Raw genomic sequence first — 25,174 nt, 5'->3', positions numbered from 1 at the left:
CCGCACGCCGGTGTCGCCGGGCCCGGGCACCGGGGCCCGGCGACCTGTCGTCCGCCCCCACGTACCCGCCCCTCAGTGCTCGCGCGGGGCGGGAACCACGCGCTCGACCTCCGGATGAACCGTCAGGAGCTGGCGCATCGCGCTCTCGGCACCCGCCGCGTCGCCCGCGGCGAGGGCCTCGACCATCCGTGCGTGGTGTGCGACGCAGGTCTCGCTCGGGCGGTCGCAGGAGGTCATCGGGCTGCCGGAGACCTGGAGGGCGGCGGAGACGATGCCGGAGAGGTGCTCCAGCATGCGGTTGCCGGCGACCTGGATGAGGAGCGCGTGGAACTCGTTGTCGGCGCGGGCGAAGGTGATCGAGTCACCCTGGCCGAGGGCGTGGCCCATGATCTCGACCATGTCGGCGAGGCGCTGCTGGATGTCCGGCCGGCCGTGGCCGGCGGCGAGGCGGGCGGCGAGCGGCTCGATCGTCCAGCGGAGCTCGCCGAGCTCGCGGCGCTGGTCGTCGCGCTGGGGCCCGAAGGCGCGCCACTCGATGATGTCGGGGTCGAGGAGGTTCCAGTCGGCGACGGGGCGGACCCGGGTGCCGACGTTGGGGCGGGCGCTGACGAGGCCCTTGGCCTCCAGGACCCGCAGCGATTCGCGGACGACCGTGCGGGAGACCTCGAACCGCTGGCCGATCTCCTCGGGGACCAGCGGGCGGTCCGCGCCGAGGTCGCCGGAGACGATCATCTGGCCGAGCTGCTGGACGAGTTGGCCGTGCAGTCCGCGGCCGCGGCTGCCTGCGGCGCGGCGGCCCACGCGGCTCAACTCGACGTCGGCGCCGTCCCAGTGGGGTGCTCCGACGCGGTCGGACCCGGGGGCCTCCGCGTAGGGGTAGCGGTCGAGTTCGCCCGCGCCGGCGAGGCCGGAGTCGGCATGGCGGGCGGCGGTCATCATGGTGTGCGCAAGGGTACTCACGAATCCTTTGTCGGTCGTGCCTCCATGACCCTTGAGGTCTTTGGTGAAAAGCACACGAAAGGGTGATCGGTGCCACCTACGCAATTGACGACTTATCGTAAAGAACCGGGCCAATTGGTGGGGGTTGTGGTCCGCTTGACGCGACATGGACTGCAACGGTCCCGTCCGTGACCGCTCCGGCCACGGAACGATCACCAACGGACCCTGCTGCGCAGTCCGGTGAACCCATAGGCGCACAACAGGACCATCAGCGACAACACCAGGGCGGTCGCGACGGGTTGGGCCATCACCCGTAGGGCCCCCACGAGCAGCCGGTCCGCCTCCGGCGGCCACTGCACCCAGGACAGGCCGCGCAGCCGGGGCCCCAGTCCGTTCATCGGGTACGCGGACGAGCCCTCCAGCGCCTTGCGTACCAGCGGAACCACTCCCACGGGCACGGCGAGCACCGCCGCCAGTCCGGCGGTGGCGGACCGGAAGACGCCGGAGGCCAGTACCCCGGCCCAGGCGCAGCCGATCAGCAGGCCGGCCCAGCTCGCGGCCGGGGACAGCCACTGTGCCGGGGTGCGCAGGGGGCCGCTGTCGAAGACGAGCGCCAGCGCGGCGGCGTCGGCCGTCACCGCCAGGCCACCCAGCAGCAGGGCGAGAACGGCGCAGACGCCGAGCTTCGCGGTGAGCAGCCCCAGCCGGCGCGGCACGGTGCCGCGGTCGGCGGCGAGGGCGGGATAGCGGTACTCCTCACCGAAGGCCAGTGCGCCGAGCAGTCCGGCGCCCAGGGCGGCGGGCGGCAGCGGCAGCACCTCGGGCCAGGCGGCGAGCAGCCGGTTCTGCGGGGTCTGCCCGGCCCGGGCCAGCACGAGGGAGGTGAGGACGGAGACCACCACGACGAGGCCGGCCGTCAGGAGGGGGGTGGCGGTGCCGAAGACGCGCAGCAGCTCGTAGCGCAGCGGCCGCAGCGGGCCTCCGACGCGCCGCACGGCCGAGGCCGGCCGCCGCGAGCGGGCGTCGCGGGAACCGCCGGATTCCCCGGAGGAATCCGGTACGGCCGCGGCGGGGGCAGCCGTCGCGGCGGCCCGGGCGTGCGGGACCGGGGCCGCGGGCGCCCCGGCGTCACCGGTCTCGTCGGCGAGCTGGTGGACCAGTACGCCGTGGCGGAACGCCGCCTCGCCGACCTCGGCGCAGTTGCTGCCGTACACCGACAGGCGGCTGCCGCTCTCCTCGACGATCTCCACCGCCCGCCGGGCCGCACGGGCCTCCCGGCCCAGTACGTCGGCCAGCCGGGCGGCGTGCGGGGTGCGCACGGCGACCCGCGGCCTGAGCCGGGTCCGCGCGAACTCCGCGGCCTCCTGGTCGGCGACGAGGCGGCCCGCCTCGATGCTGACGACCCGGTCGGCGCTCCGGGCCGCCTCCTTGGCGTCGGCGGTGGTGAAGAGCACCGCTCCGCCGAGGGAGGCGTGGCCGCGCAGCAGTCCGTACAGCCAGCCGCGTTCGCGCGGGGAGAGCCCGGCGGCCGGCTCGTCGAGGAGCAGGGTGCAGGGATCGCCGAGCAGCGCCGAGGCCAGGGCGACCCTGCGCTCCATGCCGAGCGACAGCGAGCCGAGGCGCTGGTCGCGCAGGCCGGCGATACCGACGACCTCCAGCATGGTGTCGGCCCGGGAGGCGGGCACCCCGGCGGCGGCGCACAGCATCCGCAGCTGGTTGCGTACGGTCCGCGCCGGGTTGCCGGGGACGTCCGCGAGCACCACTCCGACCTCGCGGCCGGGATGCGGGATCCGGTGCAGCGGACGGCCGCGGAAGTAGGTGACGCCGCGGCCCGGTTCGAGTTCGAGCATGAGCCGCAGGGCGGTCGTCTTGCCCGATCCCGGCTCGCCGAGCAGGGCGGTCACATGCCCAGGGCGGGCCTCGAAGGTGAGGTCGTCCACGACGGGCGGGGCGTCGGTGCGTGGTTTGCTGGTGAGTCCGATGGCCTGGAGCATCGCTTCTCTCGCGGGGGGTGAGACCGCTCTGCGGCAGGGTGAGTACCGCAAGCAAGATAACGCGATATGTCCGATTTTCGGCGCAACCGATCCGATGGAGCGCCGATCGTTGCGCCGGGTTCACCCCGACCGGCGGACCGAATGCGGGCGCGGGCGCCCGCATGCCGCCGACGGGTCGTCAGACCTCCGGGCGCAGCATCGGCGGATTGAGCAGGGTCGCCCCGCCGGCGCGGAACAGCTGGGCCGGACGGCCGCCCTGACGGGTCGTCGTCCCTCCGGCGGGCACCAGGAAGCCGGGGGTGCCGGTGACCTTGCGGTGGAAGTTCCGCGGGTCCAGGGCCACGCCCCACACGGCCTCGTACACGCGGCGCAGCTCGCCGACGGTGAACTCGGGCGGGCAGAAGGCGGTGGCCAGCGAGGAGTACTCGATCTTCGAGCGGGCCCGCTCGACGCCGTCGGCCAGGATCCGGGCGTGGTCGAAGGCGAGCCCCGCGGTGCTCTCGTCGCCGACGGCCAGCAGTTCGTCGACGGGGGCCCAGCGGGCGCTGTTGGCGTCGCCGCCGGCCCGGGGGGCGGGGAGGTCCGGAGCCAGCACCAGATGCGCCACGCTGACGACCCGCATACGCGGATCGCGCTTCGGATCACCGTAGGTGGCCAGCTGTTCGAGGTGTGCCCCGTTGCCCGCGCCGGGCATGGCGGGATCGTGGGCGCACAGACCGGTTTCCTCGGAGAGCTCCCGGGCGGCGGCCGCCGCGAGGTCCTCGTCCCCGCGGACGAATCCGCCGGGCAGCGCCCAGCGCCCCTGGAACGGCTGCTCACCCCGCCGGACCACCAGCGCGCAGAGCGCGTGGCGCCGCACGGTGAGCACGACCAGGTCGACGGTGACTGCGAAGGGCGGATAGGCCGACGGGTCGTAGGGCGACATGCCGCGATCATAGTCGTCTGCCTGACGATAAACAGCGCTTTGGTGACCTTGAAGACGACAGCCCGCGGGCCGGCGGGTGTGCCCGGCGGGCACGACGGCCGCCGCCGGCGCCGGTTCACCGGGTCACGTCGCCCGGTACGGCACCTCGCCGCGTTGTCGGACCCCGCAGGTACGTCCAGTACGAGCCGTGGCCCTCCGCCGTGCGATGCACCGCACCGCACGCCGCGACTCCGGCAAATCTTTGCGGCCACAGCCTAGACACCCAGTTGGAGCGCATCCGCGGCCTCCTCCACCATGGCGAGGCCGAGCCGGCTGACCCGGACGGCGAACGCCTCTCCCGCCACCCGCAGGCCCGCGAGGCGGATCGCGCCGAGGGGGGCGCCGGGCAGGGGTGCGAGGGCGACGGTGCCCGCGGGGGCGTCGGGGCGGATGCCGGCGAGGGCGGTCAGTACATGCACCCCCGCGGCCGCGGCCACGGCTGCGGGGCGGCAGGCGGCAGGGTGCGGGACGGGAACGCTGCCGGCGGTCCGCTGCTGCGCCGCGAACATCTCGGGCAGCCGGTACCCGAAGGCCTCCGCCGCGTCCATCAGGCCTCTGAGCAGGCCCGCGGCCTCCTTCTCGAAACCCGCCGCGGCCAGGCCGGACACGGCCACGGCGCTCTCGTGCACCCGTACCGCGCCGGAGCGGTGGCCGTACGGATTGTGTCCGGGCTCCTTGAGGGCCATGCTCCGCAGCCCCCATCCGCAGTCCATGGCGGGGGTGCCGAGGAGCCGGGCCACCTGCTCGGCGCGGACCCCGTCGAGGAGCCCGGGCGCTAGCCGGCCGCCGCTGAGCAGCCCGGCGTCGAGCAGGTGGGCGGCGGCCCCGGTCAGCCGCGGCAGTGGCCGACCGTCGGGATGCAGGGCCGCGGCCGGCCGGCCGCCGTCCGGGCCGTCGATCCAGAACGCGTCCCGGAACCGTTCGCGCAGTGCGGCCGCCCGCTCCCGCCACTCCTCGGCGCCGGGCCGTCCGCAGCCGGCGAGGAGGTCGGCCCCCAGCACGGCGGCCCGGTGGGCATGGGCCTGGGTCTCGCAGCGGCGCGGCCCGGGGTCGGGATCGGCCAGGAAGCCGTCCGTGCCGAAGGCGCCGCGCAGCCAGGCAAGGCACCGTTCGGCGGCCGGGAGCAGCAGGGCGACCTCGTCCTGCGGCATGCCCCACAGACGGGCTTCGGCGAGCAGCGCGGGGAAGGCGAGGGTCGCCTCGGTGCCGGTGCACGCGGGCGGCAGCTGGAGGCCAGCACCGCGCAGGGGGCCGGGGATCTTCCCCGCCCCGCTGCCGCTCCCGCCGGTCTGCGTCCGGGCGAGGATGCGCAGGGTGGCGGCGGCGAGCCCGGTCCCGAGCGGCAGTGCCATGCGGGCGGCCCAGAGCGATTCGGCCGGTGCCAGGCCCAGCCGCCAGGGCACCCCGGCCGCCGCGAAGGCGTCGCCGGGCTCCTGCGGATCCCGGGAGAGCAGCGCGCGCAGGTCCTCGACGCTGGTGCGGAACCACGCCTCGGCCCTCGGATCGTCCCCTTCCGCCCTGGCGTCGGCCAGCGGGTTCGCCACCTGGCCGGCGGCGGCCCGCACCACCCGGTCCTGGGTGGTGCGCAGTGCGATGGTGCGGGATTCGCCGGGGCCCAGTTCGAGCTGCCAGCGCAGCAGCCCGGCGGAGGCCACGGCGTCCTCCGGTGCCGGCTCGGCGGTGGTGACGGCCTGCGCCTCGCCGGTACTCCAGCGCAGGCCGGCGGCGTGCACCGCGGCGGGCAGCTCCGGGCCGGCCCGGCCTGCGGCGACCGAGGCCAGTTCCGCCAGGTCGGTGCCGAGCAGCAGTTCCACACTGAGCCGCACCGGCCGGGCGGTGAAGCTGCGCAGGGTGATCCGTTCGGTGCCGTCCGCGTGGCGGATCCGTTCCACACCGATGTCCGGGTCGGGGCCGGGCTCGGCTCCGGTGCGCACCGTCGCGGTGAAGCCGGCCCGGTCGGCGCCCAGGCTGCGGCCCTGGACGGCGACCGGGTCCCGGCCGCCGATCCGCAGCACACAGCGCGAGAGCAGCCGGCGCCCGGAGCGGTAGATGCCGTCAATCCCCTGCCCGGTGAGCTGGCCGTGCTCGGGCGAGATGGCCAGGCAGGGCGCGGCGACGCAGATGACGGCGCCGTGCACGGGCGGCAGTTCGGGCCTGCGGGCCACGGGTACGGCGGTCGGGCGGGGAGGTGCGGGGTGGGACATGCGTCGCCTTGTCTGCGCTCCGGTGGGTTCAGCCGGGTGGCGGCGCGGTCGGGGCGGCACCACCCCCCAGCTGAACGCCCCCACCCCCGCCCGGGTCACGGGCCCGGGCTCCGGCAGGGTGCTCCGGGGACGGAGCCCGCGCGGGGAGGGCGGTTCCGACCCGGCGCGGGGCGACCGCGGGCGACCGCCGTACGACGGCCGGCGCGCGCTCACTGCCCGCTCCCGGCGGTGCGGCGGGGGCCTCGGCGCGGAGCGGTCCGGGCCCGCCGTCCGGGCGGCCGGGTGGCGGCCGAGGACCGGCTGCGCCTCGGTTCGCGGCGGCGCCGCTCCTCCCTCAGGCACTGCCGCAGCCCCTCGGGGTCGATCCCCTCGTTGCATGCGTGGTGGAGCAGTTGGGCGAAGCGGTATTCGGCGTCGGCCCTCAGGGCGAGGCCGAGGGCGATCCGGGCGGTCGGCTCGTCACCGGTGGACCAGGAGACCCAGCCGGCCAGGGTGAGGGGGGCCGCGGCGTGCTCGCCGTAGGCGCCGACGCAGCGGCGGGCCAGGGCCCGCCACAGGCGCAGGGCGGGGGCGGCCTCCTCCCCTTCCATCCACTCGGCCGCGATGTCCCGGACTTCGCGGTCCTGGAGGCCGAGGATCAGTGAGGCGGCTTCGTCGTCGCCGAGCAGTGCGTCGTCCCAGTCGTCGCCCTGGGGGCCGCTCTCGGCGGGCGGAGCTTGGGCCATGCGCCGCATCAGGGCCTGTGCCAACGTGATGGTCTCGGCGCCGACCTCCTCCCGCGTGGCGCCGTGCAGGATCCTCGGCATCAGAGCGGTGGCGGCCCGGTCGAGGGCCCGCTCCGCCTCCTCGGCCACGGGCCCGCGCAGCGGTGCGAGCCTGCCTTCGATCTCGTCGAGGGAGCCCCGGACCTGGAGGCCGGCGAAGGTGGCGGCCGCGGCCGTCACCGAGGTGCCGACCGCGGCGAGCGGGCTGCCCTCGGCGGGGCAGCACCGCTCGTCGGGGCAGACGTAGGACCAGAAGCGGCCGGCTGACAGGCACAGGGCTTCCAGCACGGGCACGTCCAGCGCGCCGCACGCCAGCCTGATCCGCTGGGCGAGCGGGCGCAGCCGGGTCATCACCCCCCGGCCGCCCTCCTCTCCGCGCGGCTCCTGGCAGAGGTAGACGACGATGCCGTCGGGCTTGGCGCCGCGCCGTTCGCCGCCCCGGATGAGGCAGTCGGCGACCTGCCGGGCGGTGTCCTCCCATTCGGCGGGAGCGGTGGGGATACCCACACGCAGGCGGCCTCCGAAGCGCCCGCCCTCACCGTGCACGGCGACCATGACGAGCGAGTCGGACGGGTGGAAGCCGAGCATGTAGGGCAGTGCGTCGGCCAGTTCGGCCGGGCTGCGCAGGGTGATCTGCGGCTCGTAGGCGGTTGCGGCCGGGCTGGTTGATGACGACCGGTCGGACGGGCGGCGGGATGCGTTGTTGTTCGTCATGTCACGAAGGTCCCGTGCATGATCCGATCCCGAAAGCCCTGTGGATAACTGTTGACGCCTCAACCACCGCGCGGGTATGGACCACCCTGAGCAGCGCGACCGGGGGCACCGGGGCTACAGCTACAGCGGCAGTGACAGCGCCACCGCGTTGTAGGGGAGGTCCGGCTCCGGGGGCTGCGGGAAGCGGGAGTTGGGCAGGTAGAGGCGGTTGCCGTGGAGGGCCGCCGCGCAGGGGGTCTCGAAGCGCGCGTCGGTGACCGTACGGGCCAGGCGGGCGTTGTGGCCGGTCGGGTCCAGGCGCAGCACCGCGAGGTCGTTCATGCGGGGCGCGTACAGGGTGCGGCCGTGCACCAGGATGCCGTTGGTCGTGGGGAGCGTGACCCCGCCGAGGTCGGTGCGCCGGGCGACGCCGGTCACCGGGTCGACGCGGAACAGGCTGCCGCCGTGGGCGTGGATGTTGACCACCAGCAGCGCGGAGCCGTCCGGGGTGGCCGCGATGCCCGTGGCGGTGAGGCCGTCCGACGGACCCTGGACCCACTCGCCGCCCAGCCGCAGGGTCGCCACCGCGTCGCGCGCCGGGAGCTCCCCGCGCGGGCCGAGCGGCAGGCGGAACAGCTGGCCGCTGAAGGAGTCCGTGAACCAGGCGGCGCGCGGTGTGAGCACCACGTGGTCGACGAAGGTGTCGGCGTTGCCGACCTCGTACGTCTCGATCACCTTGCCCGTGATTCCGTCGAGGACGGTGATCAGCCGGCCCCAGCCGCCCGCGACGAAGACCCGCTGTCGGCCGTCCACCTGGAGCCCGACCGCGTAGTACCCCTCCCCGAGACCGGGGTTGATGACCTTTCCCCGGCCGGTGAGCAGGCAGGCCCGGTAGATGGCGCCGCCGAGCAGCGAACCGAAGTAGGCGTAGGGGGCCGGTCCGATACCGATGCCGGCCGGGTGGAATCCGTTCGGCAGGTTCAGGACGTCGGGCCGGCCGGCGCGGGACGCAGACCGGCCGTCGGGCTCGGCGGCGACCGCCGTCCCGCCCCAGCCCGCGCCGCCGATCAGCGTGGCGGCACCCGCCGCCGCGCCGATGCCGAGGAACCGTCGTCGTGCCATGGCCGAGCTGAGCATCGCGCCCCCTGTGGTGTCGTCGTCGTGCGCGAGTGTGGGGCGGGCCGCCTGAGTTCCGCTCGAATCCGGCCAGCGGCCCGCTCGTGCTGTGACCGCATTGACAAGATCGCGAAGTGCTCGTTCTAATGGGGAGCGTGGCGCGTGGCGCCGGCCAAAGAGAACTGGGCCGGCCGGTGACCGGGCGACCACCCGCACATCAGGGACCGTCTCATGCGTTCTCTTCCCACAGGCTCCGCCTGACCCAGGCGCCTCAGCGCGCCCGCGCCGCCGCTCGAACCGGCCGTGCCCATCCCCCGCGTCCCGCCGTGGCGCCGCACGTCCTCCCGCCCGCCGTCGCACGGCGTGCCGTACGGGACGACGCCCGCGCACGCACCCTCTCCCCTCCCCCTCGTCGTCTTCCCCGCATGCCCCGTCACCCCAAGGAGTCCCACCCCGCCATGTCCTTCAACCAGTCCGTCATCGACGAGTTCCGCGCCAACCAGGGAAAGGTCGGCGGGTACTTCGAGGGCAGTGACCTGCTGCTGCTCACGGTCACCGGTGCCAAGTCCGGTGCGGAGCACACCGTCCCGCTCGGCTATGTGCGCCACGACGACGACCTCCTGGTCATCGGCTCCAACCTGGGCGGGCCGAAGCACCCCGACTGGTACCACAACGTGCTCGCCAACCCCCTGGTCCAGGTGGAGGTCGGTGCCGACTCCTTCGAGGCGGTCGCGGTGCCCGCCGAGGGCGAGCGCCGGGACCGGCTGTTCGCACACGTCGTGGCGGCGGAGCCGGGCTACGGCGAGTACCAGGAGAACACCAGCCGCGTGCTGCCCGTGGTGGTGCTGGAGCGCAACGACCCCGCACCCGGCGAGGGACCGGCCGAGATCCGGAGCCTGGCCGACAAGCTGGTCGAGGTCCACGTGTGGCTGCGCGGGCAGCTGCGGCACGTGAGCGCCGAGGTCGACGCCTATTTCGAGGCGGTGGCCGCGCACCGGGGTGAGGGGGACGCGCCCGCGCCGGGGCTCGGGCTCCAGATCCGCCAGCACTGCCTGGCGTTCTGCCAGACGCTGGAGATCCACCACACCGGCGAGGACGCGCACATGTTCCCGGCGCTCGCGGCGCAGAACCCGCACCTGAAGGACGTCTTCGACCGGCTGCGGACGGAGCACGTCACGGTCGCGCGGCTGCAGCACGAGCTGAGCGCTCTGCTGGCCGACATCGGCGGGGCGGACCCCGGGCGGTTCCGCGAGGACCTGGCCCGTATGTCGCAGGAGCTCAACGCCCACCTCGACTACGAGGAGGAGTCGCTGCTGCCGCTGCTCTCCGAGATCCCCTTCCCGCCCGGCCCGCCGGCCGCCGCCTGACCGCGAAGTGCCCCGGCGGCAGCGTCGGCCCGCCGGGGCACAGGAGCAGCAGAACGCGCGGGAAGCAGAGCGCGCGGAAAGAGCAGCGCGCAGCAGGCGTACGCGCTGGCACCGCGGGAGCGGGTCCGCAGGAGACCCGCGGAGCGCGGCGGCTACCGCTCGGGCGGGCCCGCCGGCAGCGCCTGGGCGGCGTACGCGCTCGCGTTGGGCCCGAACTGCAGCACGATGTGGCCGGCGGCGGAGTGCACGTCCCGCCACAGCCGCTGGAGCGGCGAGCTCTCGCTGTGCCCGGCCGTCCCGGAGGCGCGGAACAGCCGGTCCACGGCTCCGACCAGCAGGTCGGCCACCAGCGCGCAGTCCCGTTGGGCCCGCGCCGTCTCCAGTGCGGTGATCTCCCGGCCGGAGTCCGCCACCGCCGCGACACGTTCCAGCAGCAGGCGGGCGGCGTCCACCTCACCTGCCGCCCGGGCAAGGGTCTCCTCGTAGAAGGCGCGGCCGGGTCCGGGCACTCCCGGGCGCTCGGCGCGCAGCCGGTCCTGCGCGTACGCCGACCAGTGCGCGAGGGCGCCCTCGGCCGCACCGAGCATCGGCAGGCAGAAGAACAGTCCGTTCACGGCGGCGAGCGGTACACCCTGTGCGGTTTCGCCGCCGACGGCACGCTCGGCTGAGGGGCGGCCGGCCATCAGGTCGTCCACCGGGAAGGACATCTCCCCCGGCACGTGGAGGTCGTCGACGGTGAGCGTGTGGCTGCCGGTGGCCCGCATGCCGATGTCGGACCAGGTCCGCTCGATGCCGTAGGCGGAGCGCGGTATGGCGAAGATCCGCCGCTCGCTCGGGGCGTCGGGGGTCTTGGCCAGGCCCAGCACGAGCGCCCAGTCGGAGTGCTCGACGGCGCTGACGTAGGGCCAGGTGCCGGTCAGCTGCCAGCCCCCGTCCGCCGGAAGCGCGCGGCCGCGCGGCGAGACCGAGCCGACGACGAGAACGTCCGGGCCGTCCTGCCAGAGGCGCTTGCGGCCCTCCTCGGGCAGGAATCCGGCCATCCGGGACAGGCTCAGGGCGATGGAGGCGCACCAGGCGGTGGCCGGACAGGACGCCCCGATCGCGGTGACCGCGTCGACGAGGCCGCCGAAGCCCCCGCCGCGGCCCCCGTGGCCGACCGGCACGAAGTGGCGGGCGAAACCGGCGTCGAGCAGCGCCCGTACGACGTCCGGGTCCAACGCGCGTGCGGCTTCGGCGGCTTCGGCACGCTCGGCGGCGAGGGCGACCGCTTCCCCGGCAGCGAGGGCCGGTTCGGGCGCTGGACGTGTCTGCTGGGGCATGGGCCGGCTCTCCTCGCGGTCGGTACGGGGAGCCAACGTCGGCCGAGCCGATCGGGCACCGCTACAGGTCGCCTAGGGCACGGCTACAGCCCGGCTAGAGCCGCCGGCGCCGTGTGGGACATATGTCACAGCGCACGGGTGGCGGTTGGCGGCGCAGGCGGAGGACCGGCATGGAGACCGGTCGGTACGGATCGCGAAGGCACCCGATCAACGCCCCCGCGCGCTTTATCACGCCGGGCTGCGAGATGTGAATCCGACGTACACAATGACCGATCCGGAACCTCTCCGACCGCTCATACTTTACTTGATCTTGGGTTGCCGAAGTCGTAGCCTGGCGAGACGTCGGGCCGGCTCCCCACGCATGGCCCGATCTTGCCATCGGGGGTTTTACAGAATGTCAATCGATTCCTCTCGACCGTCCGGATCGCTACCCTTCGCGGAAATCAGCATCCTCGGATCATTGAGCGTCGAAATCAACGGACAGTCCATCGTTCCCACCGCGGGAAAACCGCGGCAACTGCTCGCCCTCCTCGCCCTGCGCTGCGGCCGGGTCGTCCAGGTGCCGACCCTGATGGAGGAGGTGTGGGGTGAGGACATCCCCCGCAGTGGAATGACCACCCTGCAGACCTACGTCCTCCACCTGCGCAGACTCATCGTGGAAGCCCTGCCCGAGGGCTCCGAGCGCACCCCGAAGGACCTACTGGCCACCCGCTTCAACGGCTATCAGCTCTCCGTCAAGCCGAAGTCGTTCGACCTGGTCGAATTTGAGTCACTGGCTGGATCCGGAGACAACGCGCTGGAGCGCGGGGACGCCGAGGCCGCCTCGAAACACCTCCACAAGGCATTGGAATTGTGGCGCGGTCCGGCATTGATGGACGTACCCGTGGGCCGGGTGCTCTCCATGGAACTCATGGGCCTCAACGAAGTAAGAATGCGCGTTCTGGAGCAGCGAATTCTCGCCGATCTCTGGCTCGGTAAGAGCGCAAGTCTCGTACCGGAACTGCGCAAGCTCGTGGAACAGCATCCCCTGCACGAGAAGCTGGCCGCCTGTCTGATGATCGCCCACCAGCGGTCGGGGTCGGGCTGGCGCGCCCTGGAGGTCTTCCGCGACCTGCGGAAGGCCTTGATCAGCGAGCTCGGCGTCGAGCCCTCCAGTCGCCTCCAGAGCCTCCACCAGGAGCTGCTGTCGAACGCCACCGACCTGTCGCTGCGCGAATACGTCCTGACATGAGCGCCGGCGGACCCGACAGGGCAGGAGTGCTCGGCGAGGTCGCCGACGGGGTGTTCGCCTACGTCCAGCCGGACGGCAGCTGGTGCGTGAACAACGCCGGGCTCATCGTCTCCGGGGGCCGGTCCGTCCTGGTCGACACCGCGGCCACCGAGGCACGCGCCCGCAGCCTGCGGTCAGCGGTCGTGGCGCAGGGCCGGCCGGTCCCCTACGCGGTGGTCAACACCCACTCGCACGGGGACCACACCTTCGGCAACTTCGTGTTCCCGGAGGCGGTCGTGCACGCGCACCACGAAACACGCCGGGAGATGGCCGCGGCCGGCCTGCACCTGACCGGGCTGTGGCCAGAGGTGGAGTGGGGGGCGCTGGAGGTCGTGCTCCCCGAGGTCACCTACCGCGACGAACTCACGCTGCACGTGGGTTCGGTGACGGCCCGCCTGATCCACCTGGAGGTGGCCCACAGCACGAACGACACCGCCGTATGGGTACCCGAGCGGCGGGTGCTGTTCACCGGGGACGTGGTGATGTCGGGGGTGACGCCGTTCCTGCCGATGGGCTCGGTGGCCGGTTCGCTGCGGGCCGTCGCGCGGATGCGGGCGCTCGACCCCGCGGTGGTGGTGGCCGGGCACGGGGTCGTCGGCGGCATCGAGGTGCTCGACACCACGGAGGCGTACCTGCGGTGGCTGCAGGAACTGGCCCGGCAGGGCGTGTCCGCGGGCCTGACGGCGCCGGAGGTGGCCCGGGAGGCAGATCTGGGCCCCTTCGCCGGGCTGCTCGATCCGGAGCGGATCGTCCCCAATCTGTACCGCGCGTTCGCCGAGGAGCGGGGCCGGGCGCACGGCGGGGCACTGGACATGGCGGCCGTCATCGCCGAGATGGACACGGTGTTCGAGGAGATGGCCGCCTACCGGGGGGCTCCGCTGGCCTGCCACGCCTGATACGCGCCTGCCACGCCTGCCACGCCTGCCACGCCTGCCACAGATGACACCTCGCCGGCCGGCCCCCGGCACCCGCTGGACGGCGTTTCAAGCGGGCCTTGAGGAACGGCTCGCAGGATCGGCGACGCTCGCGGGCGCCCGTGCACGACGACAAGCAGCAACTGTGCCCGGGCGCCCGCTCCGCCGTACCCGAGCCGTCTGGAGTACCCGATGACGTCCGCCGTCAGCCGTTTCGCCGACCTCTACGCCGCGGTGGGGCAGCACTACGCCCGCCAGGTCCAGTTCCTCGACGGCGGGAGGTTCGAGGAGTACGCCGACACCTTCACCGAGGACGGCGAGTTCCAGCACACCCCCGGAGTCCCCCCGGCCCGTACCCCGGCCGGCATCGTCGCCGAACTGCACTCCTTCCACGAGCGGTTCGCCGACGACCCGGTGCAGCGCCGGCACTGGTTCAACATGATCGACCTCAGCCCGCGGGAGGACGGCGACTTCGACGCCGTGTTCTACGCGCTGGTGCTCACCGTCCGCCCCGGGGTCAAGGAACCCCAGGTCGGGCCCAGTTGCCTGGTCCGCGACGTACTGGAGATCACGGACGGGTCCGTCCGCAACCGCTCCCGCCGCGTCGAGCACGACCAGCACGTCCAGCACGCCCAGCCCGCGGCCCGTTGAGCGGCCGCCCCGCGCCGGCCGGTCCCCCTCCGAAGGGAGAAACCCCCGCCATGTCCCGCAAAACCGTCGCCCTGGTGACCGGATCCTCGTCCGGGATCGGGGCCGCCGTCGCCCGCAGACTCTCCGCCGAGGGGATGACGGTCGTGGTCAACGCCGCCAGGAGCGCCGACGCGGGCCGCCGGCTGGCCGAGTCCCTGCCCGACGCGCGCTTCGTCCAGGCCGACATCTCCGACGAGGAGCAGGTGCGGCGGCTGCTGGACGAGGTCGCCGGGGAGTACGGCGCCCTCGACCTGCTCGTCAACAACGCCGGCGTCACACGGGGCATCCCCCACGCGGATCTCGATGCGGTCACCGGGGACGTGTGGCGCACCATCCTCGGTGTCAACGTCGTCGGAACCTGGCAGACGACCGTGGCCGCGATGCCCCTCCTTCGCGCGTCGGGCGCCGGCCACGTCGTCAACATCTCCTCCGTCGCCGGCGTCCGGCCCGCCGGCAGTTCCATCCCGTACGCGGTCAGCAAGGCCGCCGTCAACCACATGACCCGGCTGCTGGCGGCCTCCGTCGGCCCGGAGGTGCGGGTGAACGCCATCGCCCCCGGGCTCGTCGACACCCCGTGGACGGAGACCTTCACCGAGATCCGCGAGCGGGTGCGCGAGGCCGTGCCGTTGCGCCGCACCGGCACCCCGGAAGACGTCGCCGAGCTGGTGGTGGGCCTGCACCGGGCGGCCTACACCACCGGCGAGGTGGTGCTGGCCGACGGCGGCGCCCACCTGCTGATCTGAGAGGACGACAGACCGTGAAGCTTGGCGTGAACCTGAGTTACCAGGGCGCCGCGGACCTGGCCGTGGCGGCCGAAAGGCTCGGCTACGACGTGGCGCTGGCCCCCGAGGGCTACCGCTCGGACGCCGCCAGCGTGCTCGGGCTCGTCGCGGGGCGCACCGGGCGGATCGCGCTCGGCTCCGCCGTGATGCAGATCCCCGCCCGCAGCCCGGCACTGGCCGCGCTGACCGCCGCGACCCTCCAGTCGCTCTCGGGCGGCCGGTTCCGGCTGGGCCTGGGAGTGTCCAACCCGGATGTCTCGGAGGGCTGGTACGGGGTCCCGTTCGCGGAGCCGCTGGCCCGCACCCGCGAGTACGTGGAGATCGTACGGCGGGCCCTGACGGGTGAGCCGGTCCGCTACGAGGGCAGGCACTACCGGCTGCCCTCCTCCGGCTCCGGCGCGGCACCGCTGCACGTGATCACCGAACCGGCGGGTGCGCCCGTACCCGTGTACCTGGGGGCGGTCGGGCCGGGGAACCTGGCGCTGGCCGGGGAGATCGCCGACGGGTGGATCGGGGTCTTCGCCGCTCCCGAGCAGGTTGCCGAGTCGGTCACGCACATCGAGGCGGGCCGGGCGCGGGCCGGGAAGCCGATGGCCGGCTTCGACGTGATGCCCTGCCTGGCGACTGCGATCGGCGAGGACACCGGCGCGTGCGTCGACCTGCTGCGGGCCCACTACGCCTACCTCATGGGCATCGGGGCGCCCGAGCGGAACTTCTACATCGCGCTGGCGACGCGGCTGGGCTTCGGGGCGGGGGCCGCCGAGGTGGGCCGGCTGGCGCGCGCGGGAGACCGGGCGGGAGCCGCGGCGGCGGTGCCGGCCGGGTTCGTGGAGCTGACCGCGCTGACCGGGCCGGTGGAGCGGGTCGCGGAGCGGATGCGGCAGTACGCGGAGGCGGGCGTCACCACGCTCGGCATCATGATCTCCTCGATGGCCGGCAGTACCGAGGAGCGGATCACGGTGCTGGAAAGGGCGATGGCCGCACTGGACCGGTCCGGTGTGCGCGGCTGACGCCGCGGCGGGCACCGCGGGAGATGACGGAACGCGGGCGGGGCACCTGAAGGGGTGCCCCGCCCGCGGGCGTTCGCGCGCGCACCGCGACACCGGCCCCTCAGGCCGCCACGCCTGCGGTGACCCGGTCGATCAGTTCGGCCGGGGACGGCTGTCCGGCCATCTCCTGGCGGACCTGGCGGGCGGCGTGCCGGAAGGACTCCTCCGTCAGCAGCCGCGCCGCGGCCGCTGCGATCCCGGCGGGGTCAGCCGTCGCCGGTGCCACGGCGAGGCCCACCCCGCGCTCCGTCACCCGGCGGGCGCACAGTTCGTTGTCCGCGCCGCTGGGGACGAGCAGTTGCGGCACGCCGTAGTGCAGGGCGGCCGCGGTGGTGCCCGACCCTCCGTGGTGGACCACGAGCGCGCAGTCGCGCAGGATCCCGGAGAGCGGTACGAAGCCGGCCGGGATGAGGTTGGCGGGCAGCGGGCCCAGCGTGCTCAGGTCGGTCTCGTCGTCGGCGAGGACCACGTCCGCGTCCAGCGCGGCGAGCGCGTCGATCAGCAGCCGTAGGGCGTCGGTGCCGCCCGGCAGCAGGGGGGCGACGGTGCCCAGGGTGAGGCAGATGCGGGGCCTGGCGGCCTTGCGCAGTGCCCAGTCGGGCAGCACGGCCCCGCCGTTGTACGGCACGTAGCGCATCGGCAGCCAGGGCACGCCGTCGTGCGGGTCGGCCTCCTCGTGCTCCAGGCCGCCGAGGCTGGGGGCGCGCGGGTCGATCCGGCCGAGGAGGTCCGGTTCGCGTTCGCCGAGGCCGAGTTCCTCCCGCAGCCGCAGGACGACGGGGCTGTCGTCGGCGACGACACCGAAGCGGGCGTTGGTCCGCGCGGCCTCGCGCACCCCCGGATCGCGCATCGACCAGGACACCCGGTTGCCGACCTCCAGTGCGGGCACGCCGAGGGCGACGGCGGCCAGTTTGCCGGCCTGGTGGTCGGAGCAGTAGACGACGAGGTCGGCACCGAAGTCCCGGCCAGCCTCGACGGTGCCCCGCGTCATCGCGAGGGTGAACAGCTCGAACGGCCGCATGGCGCGGGCGAGTTCCCAGTACCCCTCGGGCAGTCCGGGACCGTCGTCGCACCCGGGCGCGGCGGGTCCGGCGACCAGGTCCTCGCCGACGTCGCGGAGGGGGAACACGTCGACCACGGGCGCTCCCGCCCAGGCGGCCGCCTTCGCCATGTGGGCGGTGGTGGCGACCAGGATTTCGTGGCCCGCCGCGCGCGCCGCCCAGACGAGCGGCACGAGCGGCAGCATCAGCCCGTATCCCGGCGCGGCGGGGAACAGGATCCGCATGAGGACTCCTTCAGATTCGGACGGTGTGATGGTTCACAGAATTCGGTCGACGCTGCGGAAAACGGCCTCGGCAAGCCTGCGGACCCTGCCGTCCATGCTGCCCATCACCGCGGATCCCATATTCGGCACGTATCCGAATGCCAGCTCGCGATCGGGGTCGGAGAAAGTGAAGACGCCGTTGGCCCCGCTCAGCCCGAAGGAATTCTTCAGGCCCGCGTCGGCGGGGAATACCGCGCTGTCCGCGAGCTGTACGCCGAGCCCCCAGGTGAGGGGGGTCAGCATGACCTCGCAGGTGCCGCTGGAGTGCGGTCGGGCCAGCTCGGCGGTGAGGCCTTGGCCGATGAGGCGGATGCCGTCGACCTCTCCGACGAGCGCGGCGAAGAGCCGGGCCAGGGCGTGGGCGCTGGCGAGGCCGCCGTAGGAGGGGTCCTCGACGGCCGGGTCGGCCGGATCCTGGGACATGCTGCCGATGGTCGCCCGGTAGGTGAGCGTGGTGGGGTCGCGCAGCTCGACGACCTCACCGGGGTCGGCGCCGGCCATCAGGGCCTCCGCCTTGGACTCCAGCATGGTGGCGAGGTGGGCGTCGGAGCCGGCGGGCAGCCCGATGTACGCGTCGAGGCCGAGGGGTCCCGCCAGGTGGCGGGCGAAGTAGCGGCCCGCGGTCAGGCCGGTGCGGCGGCGGACGAGTTCGCTCAGCAGGTGCCCGTAGGTGGTGGCGTGGTAGCCGTGCGCGGTGTCGGGCTCCCACTCGGGGCGGGCCGCGGCCAGCGCCTCGGCCACCGGAGTGTGGGCACGCAGGGCCGCCAGCGACAGCGGGGCGTGGTCGAGGCAGACCACGCCGGAGCGGTGCGAGAGGATCATGCGGGGGGTGATGGCCGCCTTGCCGTTGGCGGCGAACTCCGGCCAGTGCGCGGCGACCGGCTCGTCCAGGTCGAGGCCCTGTTCCTGCCACAGGTGCAGGAAGGCCGCGGTGACCAGCGCCTTGGTCGGGGAGGCGAGGACGCCCACGGTGCCGGCCCGCCAGGGGTCGGCGCGGTCGGGGTCGGCCCAGCCGCCCCAGAGGTCGACCACCGGGCGGCCGCGGTGGTAGACGCAGACGGCGGCGCCCGCCTCCTCGCCCGCCGCGAAGTTCTCCTCGAAGGCGCGCGCGACGTCGGCGAACGCGTCCTCGGCCAGCCCTGCCTGGGGATATTGCTGCACAGTCTTCCGTCCTTCGCGAGGGAGGTGCCGCCACCCCGCTCGGGTGGGCCCCGGGGCGGCTTTCGGTCGGCTCCGACCTGTGATGATCCGACCGCCGCTCGGGCCCCGCTCGAATACCGGTCATGTCCCGCTCGTAAAGGAATACAGAAGCCCGCGCGGGGTGACCACAAGGAAAATCGTCTGGCAGGATCGGCGCCATGCGATTCCGCACAAAGGCTGTTCTCCTCGGAAAGCAGGCATTCTTCCGGGGAATGGGACGGGATTCTCCGCACGGAAGGGTGGCCGCGTGTTCTCCGGCATAGCTGAATTCCATGACTGGTACGCGGGGCGGCGCCGTGCCCACGGCTACCGGGTGGATCGGATCCCGCTCGAAGCCCTCGACGGCTGGCGCACCGATCCCGACTCCGGCAACCTCGTCCACCGCACCGGGCGGTTCTTCACCGTCGAGGGGCTGGACGTCGCGGACTCCGGCCGGGAGGTGGGCGCCTGGCAGCAGCCGATCATCGTCCAGCCCGAGCAGGGCGTCCTCGGCATCCTGGTCAAGGAGTTCGCGGGCGTCCCGCACTTCCTGCTCCAGGTCAAGATGGAGCCGGGCAACGTCAACGGCCTCCAGCTCTCGCCGACCGTGCAGGCGACCCGCTCCAACTTCACCGGTGCGCACGGCGGCAGGTCGGTCCCCTACCTGGAGTACTTCACGGCGCCGCGTTCGGGGCGGGTCCTGTCGGACGTCCTGCAGTCCGAGCAGGCGTCCTGGTTCCTGGCCAAGCGCAACCGCAACATGATCGTGCAGGTCGACGCGGACGTCGACGTCCCCGTGCTGGAGGACTTCTGCTGGTTGGACTTCGAGCAGATCGCCCTGCTGCTGCGCGAGCCGAACCTGGTCAACATGGACACCCGCACGGTGCTTGCCGGGGCCGCTTCCTGGCGCGACCGCGACGCCGACCTGGTCGCGGACACCTTCCGCGGCGCGCTGGCCCGGTCCTGGGCGCCCGGCAACGTGGCCCTGCACGACACCACCCACCTGCTGAGCTGGTTCACCGAGGCCAAGAACCGCTGCACGCTGACCCGGCAGCTGATCCCGCTCACCAAGGTCGACGGGTGGAACCGGCGCGACGGTGCCGTGGTCCACGACCGGGACCTGCACTTCGCCGTCATCGGGGTGTCCGTCGAGACCGACAGCCGGGAGGTGGCGCGCTGGCACCAGCCCATGTTCGAACCGCGCAGCCAGGGCGTCATCGCCTTCCTGGTCCGCCGGATCGGGGGTGTGCTGCACGTCCTGATGCAGGCCCGGACGGAGACGGGCGGCTTCGACGGCGTGGAGATGGCCCCGACCGTGCAGTGCCAGCCCGACAGCTACCGCGGCCTGCCCGAGGAGCGCCGGCCGCGGTTCCTCGCGGAGGTGCTGGACGCGCCCCCGGAGCGGATCCGCTTCGACCGGGTCCACTCCGAGGAGGGCGGCCGCTTCTACCACGCGCAGAACCGCTACCTGCTGGTCGAGGCCGCGGACGGCTTCCCGCTGGACGTGCCCGACGACTACGCCTGGATCACCCTGCGCCAGCTCACCGACTTCGTGCGCTACGGCAACCACCTGAACGTCGAGGCCCGGAGCCTGCTGACGTTCGCGGGCTTCTACAAGGAGGACGACGAGTGACCACCCATGTCTGGGACTACCTGCCGGAGTACGAGGCGGAGCGGGAGGACATCCTCGACGCCGTCCAGCAGGTCTTCGCAAGCGGCCGGCTGGTGCTGGGCGAGAGCGTGCGCGGGTTCGAGGCCGAGTTCGCCGCCCGCCACGGCCTGCCCCACTGCGTCGGCGTCGACAACGGCACCAACGCGGTCCAGCTGGCACTGGAGTCCCTGGGTGTCGGCCGCGGCGACGAGGTCGTCACGGTGTCGAACACCGCCGCCCCGACCGTCGTCGCGATCGACGCGGCAGGCGCCGTCCCCGTCTTCGTCGACGTCCGCGCCGAGGACCACCTGATGGACACCGACCAGGTGGCCGCCGCGATCACCCCGCGAACCAAGGCGCTGCTGCCGGTGCACCTGTACGGCCAGTGCGTGGACATGGATCCGCTGCGGCGCCTGGCCGACCGGCACGGGCTGGCGATCGTGGAGGACTGCGCGCAGGCCCACGGCGCCCGGCACCACGGGGCTCCGGCCGGGACCATGGGCGACGCCGCGGCGTTCTCCTTCTACCCGACCAAGGTGCTGGGGGCGTACGGCGACGGCGGGGCCGTCCTGACCGGGTCCGCCGACACCGACCGCGCGCTGCGCCGGCTGCGGTACTACGGCATGGAGGAGGTGTACTACGTCGAGCGGACGCCCGGCCACAACAGCCGGCTCGACGAGGTCCAGGCCGAGATCCTGCGCCGCAAGCTGACCCGGCTCGACGCCTACGTCGCGGGCCGGCGACGGGTGGCGCGGCGCTACGCCGAGGGGCTCGCGGACCTGTGCGGGGCGGGCGGGCTGACCCTGCCCGCCACGGCCGCGGGCAACGAGCACGTGTACTACGTGTACGTGGTGCGCCACCCGCGCCGCGACGAGATCCTCAGCGCCCTCAAGGAGCGCTACGACATCTCCCTCAACATCAGCTATCCGTGGCCGGTCCACACGATGCGCGGCTTCGCCCACCTCGGTGTGGAGGCCGGCTCGCTGCCGGTCACCGAACGGCTGGCCGGGGAGATCTTCTCGCTGCCCATGTACCCGTCGCTGCCGGAAGCCGTGCAGGACAAGGTCATCGACGCGCTCCACGAGGTCCTTCGGGCCCTCTAGGGCGTGTTGCGAAAGTGGCGTCGTCCGCCCGCAGGGCGGTGCTCGCGGTGTCTGGTGCGGTGCCTCGCAAGGCGGAGGGTCGCCCGCGTACCGGTCGTACGCGGGCGATCCCGACAACGCGGCGAGGTGCCGTGCCAGGCGCCGCGAGCCAGACGGGACTTTCGCAACACGCCCCAGTGCTGTGACCGCGAAGGTCCCTCGCAAGCGGCCGACGCTACTTCGACGACACCCCCTAGCCGCCGCTCCCACCGCCCGATCGAAAGGCACACCATGCCCGCCAGCACGGACACCCTCATCTACCACCGCGCCGACGTCTACCACGACTTCTACCACGGCCGCGGCAAGGACTACCGGGCCGAGGCCGCCGTCGTGCGCGAACTCGTCGGGCAGCGCACCCCGGTGCCGCCGGCCGCGGGGTCGCTGCTGGACGTCGCCTGCGGCACCGGCTCCCATCTGGCCGAGCACGCGGGCCACTTCGGCCACACGGCCGGGGTGGACCTGTCCGCCGACATGCTCGCCGTCGCCGCCCGCCTCAACCCCGGGGTCCCGCTGACGCAGGGCGACATGCGCGACTTCCGGCTCGGCCGCACCTTCTCCGCCGTGACGTGCATGTTCAGCTCCGTCGGTTACCTGGAGACCGCCGCCGACCTGGACGCGGCGATCGCGAACCTGGCCGCGCACCTGGAGCCCGGCGGCGTCCTCGTCGTCGAACCCTGGTGGTGCCCGGAGAGCTTCCGGCCCGGCTGGGTCGGCGCCGACGTGGTCCGGTCCGGGGAGCGCACCATCTCCCGGGTCTCCCACACCGTCCGCGACGGCCGGAACAGCCGGATGGAGGTGCACTACACCGTCGCCGACCCCCTCGCCGGCATCGAGCACTTCACCGACACGCACGTCATGACCCTGTTCGAGCGCACGGAGTACCGGGACGCTTTCCTGCGGGCCGGTCTGGAGCCCTCGTACGTGCGGCACGAGCTCTACGGCCCGGGGCTGTTCGTCGCCACCCGGCCCGGCGGTGTCGCGTGAAGGCCCGTCAGCTGGCGGTCGAGGGCGCGTACGCCTTCGAGCCCGACGTCTTCCACGACGAGCGCGGCTCGTTCCGCTCACCGCATCAGGAGGCCGCCTTCGGCGCGGCGCTGGGCGGCCCGCTGTTCCCGGTCGCCCAGGTCAGCACCAGCCGGTCGCGCCGCGGAGTGGTGCGCGGGGTGCACTACACGGCGACACCGGGGTCGATGGCCAAGTACGTGCTCTGCACCGGCGGCCGGGCCCTGGACGTCGTGGTCGACCTCCGGCTCGGCTCGCCCACCTTCGGACGCAGCGAGCGGGTGGAGCTCTCCCCGGAGGCGGGCACCGCGCTCTATCTGCCGCCGGGCGTGGGGCACCTGTTCGCCGCGCTGGAGGACGACACCGTGATGGTGTACCTGCTGTCGGCGGCCTATCGGGCCGACCGGGAGCGGGCCGTGCACCCGCTGGACCCCGCGCTCGGCCTGGAGCTGCCGGGCGGGAGCGACCCGGTGCTGTCCGAGCGCGACCGGGTGGCGCCGACGCTGGCCGCCGCCCGCGAGGCCGGGCTGCTGCCGTCGTACGCCGACTGCGTGCCGTCCGGCGCCGGCGCCTCCGGTGGAGGCGGGCGGTGAGCGCGCCGGCGCGGGTGGTGGTGCTCGGGGCGTCGGGCTTCCTCGGCTCGGCCGTCGTCCGGGCGCTGGCCGCCGACCGTACCGTCCGGGTGCGCGCGGTCTCCCGGCGGCCGGTCCCGCTCCCGGAGGGGATCGCCGGGCGGGTGGAGGTGCTCACGGGCGATCTCACCTCGCGGGACGTCCTGGCCCGGGCGGTGGCGGGCGCCGACGCCGTGCTGCCCTTCGCCGCGCGCATCCGTGGCGCGTCGGGCTGGCGGCTGTCCGAGGACGACGAGGAGGCGGAGCGGGTCAACGTGGGCCTGGTCCGGGACCTGGTGGCGGTGCTCGCCGAGCGGCCCTCCGACCGTACGGGCCCGCCCGCCGTCGTGTTCCCGGGCAGCAACACCCAGGTGGGGCGGGTGGCGGCCGAGCGAATCGACGGATCGGAGCCGGACCGCCCGGAAGGGGTCTACGACCGGCAGAAGCACGCCGCCGAGTCCCTGCTGAAGCAGGCCGCGGCGCAGGGCCTGGCGCGGGCCGTCAGCCTCAGGCTGCCGCCCGTGTACGGGCCCGGCTGCCCGACGGCCGACGACCGCGGGGTGGTGTCCACCATGATCCGGCGGGCGCTGGCCGGGGAGCCGCTGACGATGTGGCACGACGGCACGGTCCGCCGCGACCTGCTGTACGTGGAGGACGCCGCCCGGGCGTTCACGGCGGCGCTGGGGCACGCCGAGGCGCTGTCCGGCCGCCACTTCCTGGTCGGTACGGGCCGGGCGCTGCCGCTGGGCGAGGTGTTCGGCGCGGTGGCGTGCGCCGTGGCACGCCACACGGGAGCCGAGCCGGTACCGGTGGTGTCGGTGGAGCCGCCCGCGCACGCGGACCCGACCGACTTCCGCAGTCTGGAGGTCGACCCTTCGGCCTTCACGGCCGCCACGGGGTGGCGGGCGGGTACCGCCCTGGACGAGGCCCTGGACCGTACGGTGAGCGCCGTGGCCCGCGAGGCGCGGGCCGGGCACCGGACCTGAGCCGACGACGGCCCCGCCCGGCCGGGCGGGGCCGTCGCGTACGTGCGGGTCACGCCCGCAGCGATTCCAGTACCGAGACCACCTGTGCCGGGGCCGGCTGCGCGGCGATCTCCCGCCCGATCTCCGCTGCCCGCTCCCGGGGGCCGGGGCCCGCCAGCAGGGTGCCCGCCGCGCGGGCGATCCGGGCACCGGACTGCTCACCGTCGGCGAGCACCACGGCGGCGCCGCGGGCCTCGATGCGGCGGCACGGCTCCAGCATCTTCGGGATCGTGGGGACCAGCAGCTGGGGCACGCCGGCATGCAGGGCGGTCATGGCGGTCTGTCCGCCGCCGTGGTGGACGATCAGGTCGCACGTGGCCAGCAGGGTGTCCAGCGCGAACCAGCCCGCCCGGACTCCGGGCACCGCTTCGGTGAGCGCGTCGGCCACGTCCTGCGGGGCGGCCACCACCAGCTCCCCGTCGAGTCCCTCCACCGTCCGGGCGAGGTCGACCAGTTCGGCCACCCCGTCCGGCCCGGAGACCCGGCTCCCGGCGGTGACGCACACCCTGGCCCGGTCCGGCCTGCGCAGCATCCACGGTTCCAGCGGCCGGCGCAGGTTGGCGGGGACGAACCGCATCGACTGCCGCGGGCCCGGGGCCAGGTCCGCGGCGCGCAGCGACGGCGGGCAGATGTCCACCCAGAGTTTTGGCACGGGCAGCCCCTCCAGGCCGGCCCCGCCGAGTTCGGCGGACAGCTCGGCGGCCGCCCCGGCGTCCATCCCGGGCGGCTCGCCGAGGTCCCAGGTGTGCCGTACCCACGGAACGCGGAGCTCGTGGGCGAGCAGGGCCGCCGCGTAGCACAGCGACCCGCCGACCACGAGGTCCGGGCTCCAGTCGGCGGCCAGGGCACGCAGCCGGGGCAGCGAGGCGGCGGCCAGGCGTCCGAACCCCTCCCCGTTGAAGCGGATCCGCTCCTGCGGGTCGTCGGGGATGGACAGTTCGCGCCCGGCGCGGTCCTCGAACATGAACCGGCGCATGGTCCCGTCGGTGACGGGCAGGACCGGCAGCCCCGTGCCCGTGACGTAGGGGGCCATGTCCTGCGGGGACGCGACGAGGACGTCATGGCCGGCGAGACGGGCCGCCGAGGCGAGCGGGGCGAGGGCGAAGACGGTCGCCGGACTCCCCCCGGTGATAAAGAGGATCTTCATCGCACGGACGCTGCCCCGCGGCACTAGA

The 25,174-nt window shown here is 73.9% G+C and carries 21 protein-coding genes; 11 read left to right on the top strand and 10 right to left on the bottom strand.

The features are described from left to right. Positions 1-72: 72 nt before the first annotated feature. The 6 genes from BSL84_RS25050 to BSL84_RS25025 form a co-directional block, all read right to left on the bottom strand. Positions 73-1,014, bottom strand: coding sequence for a FadR/GntR family transcriptional regulator (locus tag BSL84_RS25050; protein ID WP_324610048.1), 942 nt, complete (start codon positions 1,012-1,014; stop codon positions 73-75). A gap of 137 nt (positions 1,015-1,151) precedes the next feature. After that, positions 1,152-2,933: an ABC transporter ATP-binding protein gene (locus tag BSL84_RS25045; RefSeq protein ID WP_075971152.1), complete on the bottom strand. Its 1,782-nt coding sequence runs from the start codon at positions 2,931-2,933 to the stop codon at positions 1,152-1,154. Between the two features lie 178 nt (positions 2,934-3,111). After that, positions 3,112-3,858, bottom strand: coding sequence for an NUDIX hydrolase (locus BSL84_RS25040; protein ID WP_030037476.1), 747 nt, complete (start codon positions 3,856-3,858; stop codon positions 3,112-3,114). 254 nt (positions 3,859-4,112) lie between these two features. Then, positions 4,113-6,101 (bottom strand): glycogen debranching N-terminal domain-containing protein, encoded by a 1,989-nt coding sequence (locus BSL84_RS25035; protein ID WP_075971151.1) that lies wholly within the window; start codon positions 6,099-6,101, stop codon positions 4,113-4,115. A gap of 209 nt (positions 6,102-6,310) precedes the next feature. Then, positions 6,311-7,579, bottom strand: coding sequence for a DUF4192 domain-containing protein (locus tag BSL84_RS25030; RefSeq protein ID WP_079273286.1), 1,269 nt, complete (start codon positions 7,577-7,579; stop codon positions 6,311-6,313). Between the two features lie 120 nt (positions 7,580-7,699). Then, entirely contained in the window at positions 7,700-8,680 is a 981-nt protein-coding gene (locus BSL84_RS25025; RefSeq protein ID WP_234308580.1) for a superoxide dismutase, read from the bottom strand. Between the two features lie 419 nt (positions 8,681-9,099). Between BSL84_RS25025 and BSL84_RS25020 the strand changes: the two genes are divergently transcribed. Beyond that, a complete protein-coding gene (locus tag BSL84_RS25020) occupies positions 9,100-10,041 on the top strand; it encodes a nitroreductase/quinone reductase family protein (RefSeq protein ID WP_079273285.1) in 942 nt (313 codons plus the stop codon). A gap of 152 nt (positions 10,042-10,193) precedes the next feature. On the opposite strand, the gene BSL84_RS25015 is transcribed toward BSL84_RS25020, so the two are convergent. Continuing rightward, complete coding sequence (locus BSL84_RS25015) at positions 10,194-11,360, bottom strand: acyl-CoA dehydrogenase family protein (protein ID WP_075971150.1); 1,167 nt, start codon at positions 11,358-11,360, stop codon at positions 10,194-10,196. A gap of 460 nt (positions 11,361-11,820) precedes the next feature. Between BSL84_RS25015 and BSL84_RS25010 the strand changes: the two genes are divergently transcribed. The 5 genes from BSL84_RS25010 to BSL84_RS24990 all read left to right on the top strand — a co-directional run bounded on the left by BSL84_RS25010 (position 11,821) and on the right by BSL84_RS24990 (position 16,026). Continuing rightward, entirely contained in the window at positions 11,821-12,591 is a 771-nt protein-coding gene (locus BSL84_RS25010; protein WP_234308581.1) for an AfsR/SARP family transcriptional regulator, read from the top strand. Continuing rightward, on the top strand, positions 12,588-13,526 hold the full coding sequence (locus BSL84_RS25005) for an MBL fold metallo-hydrolase (protein ID WP_030036691.1): 939 nt from the start codon (positions 12,588-12,590) through the stop codon (positions 13,524-13,526). The genes BSL84_RS25010 and BSL84_RS25005 overlap by 4 nt, the downstream gene beginning before the upstream one ends. 210 nt (positions 13,527-13,736) lie before the next feature. Next, positions 13,737-14,195: a nuclear transport factor 2 family protein gene (locus BSL84_RS25000; protein ID WP_075971148.1), complete on the top strand. Its 459-nt coding sequence runs from the start codon at positions 13,737-13,739 to the stop codon at positions 14,193-14,195. A 50-nt stretch (positions 14,196-14,245) separates the two neighbouring features. Then, positions 14,246-14,977, top strand: a complete 732-nt coding sequence (locus BSL84_RS24995) for an SDR family NAD(P)-dependent oxidoreductase (protein WP_045324003.1) — start codon at positions 14,246-14,248, stop codon at positions 14,975-14,977. A 14-nt stretch (positions 14,978-14,991) separates the two neighbouring features. Then, positions 14,992-16,026, top strand: a complete 1,035-nt coding sequence (locus BSL84_RS24990) for an LLM class flavin-dependent oxidoreductase (RefSeq protein ID WP_030036685.1) — start codon at positions 14,992-14,994, stop codon at positions 16,024-16,026. Between the two features lie 100 nt (positions 16,027-16,126). Here the strand turns inward: BSL84_RS24990 and BSL84_RS24985 are convergent, their stop codons facing one another. Both BSL84_RS24985 and BSL84_RS24980 read right to left on the bottom strand, forming a co-directional pair. After that, positions 16,127-17,350 carry a nucleotide disphospho-sugar-binding domain-containing protein gene (locus BSL84_RS24985; protein WP_199838746.1) on the bottom strand — a complete coding sequence of 408 codons (1,224 nt, stop codon included), beginning with the start codon at positions 17,348-17,350 and terminating at the stop codon, positions 16,127-16,129. A 33-nt stretch (positions 17,351-17,383) separates the two neighbouring features. Beyond that, entirely contained in the window at positions 17,384-18,550 is a 1,167-nt protein-coding gene (locus BSL84_RS24980) for a serine hydrolase domain-containing protein (protein WP_079273284.1), read from the bottom strand. Positions 18,551-18,836: 286 nt separating this feature from the next. On the opposite strand from BSL84_RS24980, the gene BSL84_RS24975 reads away from it, so the two are divergent. The 5 genes from BSL84_RS24975 to BSL84_RS24955 all read left to right on the top strand — a co-directional run bounded on the left by BSL84_RS24975 (position 18,837) and on the right by BSL84_RS24955 (position 23,960). Next, a complete protein-coding gene (locus BSL84_RS24975) occupies positions 18,837-20,201 on the top strand; it encodes an NDP-hexose 2,3-dehydratase family protein (protein ID WP_030036675.1) in 1,365 nt (454 codons plus the stop codon). After that, entirely contained in the window at positions 20,198-21,322 is a 1,125-nt protein-coding gene (locus BSL84_RS24970) for a DegT/DnrJ/EryC1/StrS family aminotransferase (RefSeq protein ID WP_075971147.1), read from the top strand. Before BSL84_RS24975 ends, BSL84_RS24970 begins: the two co-directional genes overlap by 4 nt. Before the next feature lie 270 nt (positions 21,323-21,592). Then, positions 21,593-22,345 carry a class I SAM-dependent DNA methyltransferase gene (locus BSL84_RS24965; RefSeq protein ID WP_045324233.1) on the top strand — a complete coding sequence of 251 codons (753 nt, stop codon included), beginning with the start codon at positions 21,593-21,595 and terminating at the stop codon, positions 22,343-22,345. Then, positions 22,342-22,956 (top strand): dTDP-4-dehydrorhamnose 3,5-epimerase family protein, encoded by a 615-nt coding sequence (locus BSL84_RS24960; protein ID WP_075971146.1) that lies wholly within the window; start codon positions 22,342-22,344, stop codon positions 22,954-22,956. Before BSL84_RS24965 ends, BSL84_RS24960 begins: the two co-directional genes overlap by 4 nt. Beyond that, positions 22,953-23,960 carry an NAD-dependent epimerase/dehydratase family protein gene (locus tag BSL84_RS24955; RefSeq protein ID WP_199838745.1) on the top strand — a complete coding sequence of 336 codons (1,008 nt, stop codon included), beginning with the start codon at positions 22,953-22,955 and terminating at the stop codon, positions 23,958-23,960. Before BSL84_RS24960 ends, BSL84_RS24955 begins: the two co-directional genes overlap by 4 nt. Before the next feature lie 49 nt (positions 23,961-24,009). Here BSL84_RS24955 and BSL84_RS24950 read toward each other — a convergent pair whose 3' ends face one another. Further along, the gene (locus BSL84_RS24950) at positions 24,010-25,146 is read right to left on the bottom strand and encodes a glycosyltransferase (RefSeq protein WP_075972217.1); all 1,137 of its coding nucleotides are present in this window, start codon (positions 25,144-25,146) and stop codon (positions 24,010-24,012) included. Positions 25,147-25,174 lie beyond the last annotated feature (28 nt).

It is taken from the genome of Streptomyces sp. TN58 (genome assembly GCF_001941845.1).
Taxonomy (GTDB): Bacteria; Actinomycetota; Actinomycetes; order Streptomycetales; family Streptomycetaceae; genus Streptomyces.
Note: the sequence above shows the minus strand (reverse complement) of the source record. Positions and strands in the feature narration are given on the sequence as shown.

Bases quoted from the DNA above. Each gene is read 5' to 3' on its own strand.
- BSL84_RS24950 (WP_075972217.1), bottom strand. From the start codon at position 25,146: ATGAAGATCCTCTTTATCACCGGGGGGAGTCCGGCGACCGTCTTCGCC.
- BSL84_RS25030 (WP_079273286.1), bottom strand. From the start codon at position 7,579: ATGACGAACAACAACGCATCCCGCCGCCCGTCCGACCGGTCGTCATCA.
- BSL84_RS24995 (WP_045324003.1), top strand. From the start codon at position 14,246: ATGTCCCGCAAAACCGTCGCCCTGGTGACCGGATCCTCGTCCGGGATC.
- BSL84_RS25035 (WP_075971151.1), bottom strand. From the start codon at position 6,101: ATGTCCCACCCCGCACCTCCCCGCCCGACCGCCGTACCCGTGGCCCGC.
- BSL84_RS25025 (WP_234308580.1), bottom strand. From the start codon at position 8,680: ATGGCACGACGACGGTTCCTCGGCATCGGCGCGGCGGCGGGTGCCGCC.
- BSL84_RS25020 (WP_079273285.1), top strand. From the start codon at position 9,100: ATGCCCCGTCACCCCAAGGAGTCCCACCCCGCCATGTCCTTCAACCAG.
- BSL84_RS24965 (WP_045324233.1), top strand. From the start codon at position 21,593: ATGCCCGCCAGCACGGACACCCTCATCTACCACCGCGCCGACGTCTAC.
- BSL84_RS25045 (WP_075971152.1), bottom strand. From the start codon at position 2,933: ATGCTCCAGGCCATCGGACTCACCAGCAAACCACGCACCGACGCCCCG.
- BSL84_RS25005 (WP_030036691.1), top strand. From the start codon at position 12,588: ATGAGCGCCGGCGGACCCGACAGGGCAGGAGTGCTCGGCGAGGTCGCC.
- BSL84_RS25015 (WP_075971150.1), bottom strand. From the start codon at position 11,360: ATGCCCCAGCAGACACGTCCAGCGCCCGAACCGGCCCTCGCTGCCGGG.
- BSL84_RS25040 (WP_030037476.1), bottom strand. From the start codon at position 3,858: ATGTCGCCCTACGACCCGTCGGCCTATCCGCCCTTCGCAGTCACCGTC.
- BSL84_RS24985 (WP_199838746.1), bottom strand. From the start codon at position 17,350: ATGCGGATCCTGTTCCCCGCCGCGCCGGGATACGGGCTGATGCTGCCG.
- BSL84_RS25000 (WP_075971148.1), top strand. From the start codon at position 13,737: ATGACGTCCGCCGTCAGCCGTTTCGCCGACCTCTACGCCGCGGTGGGG.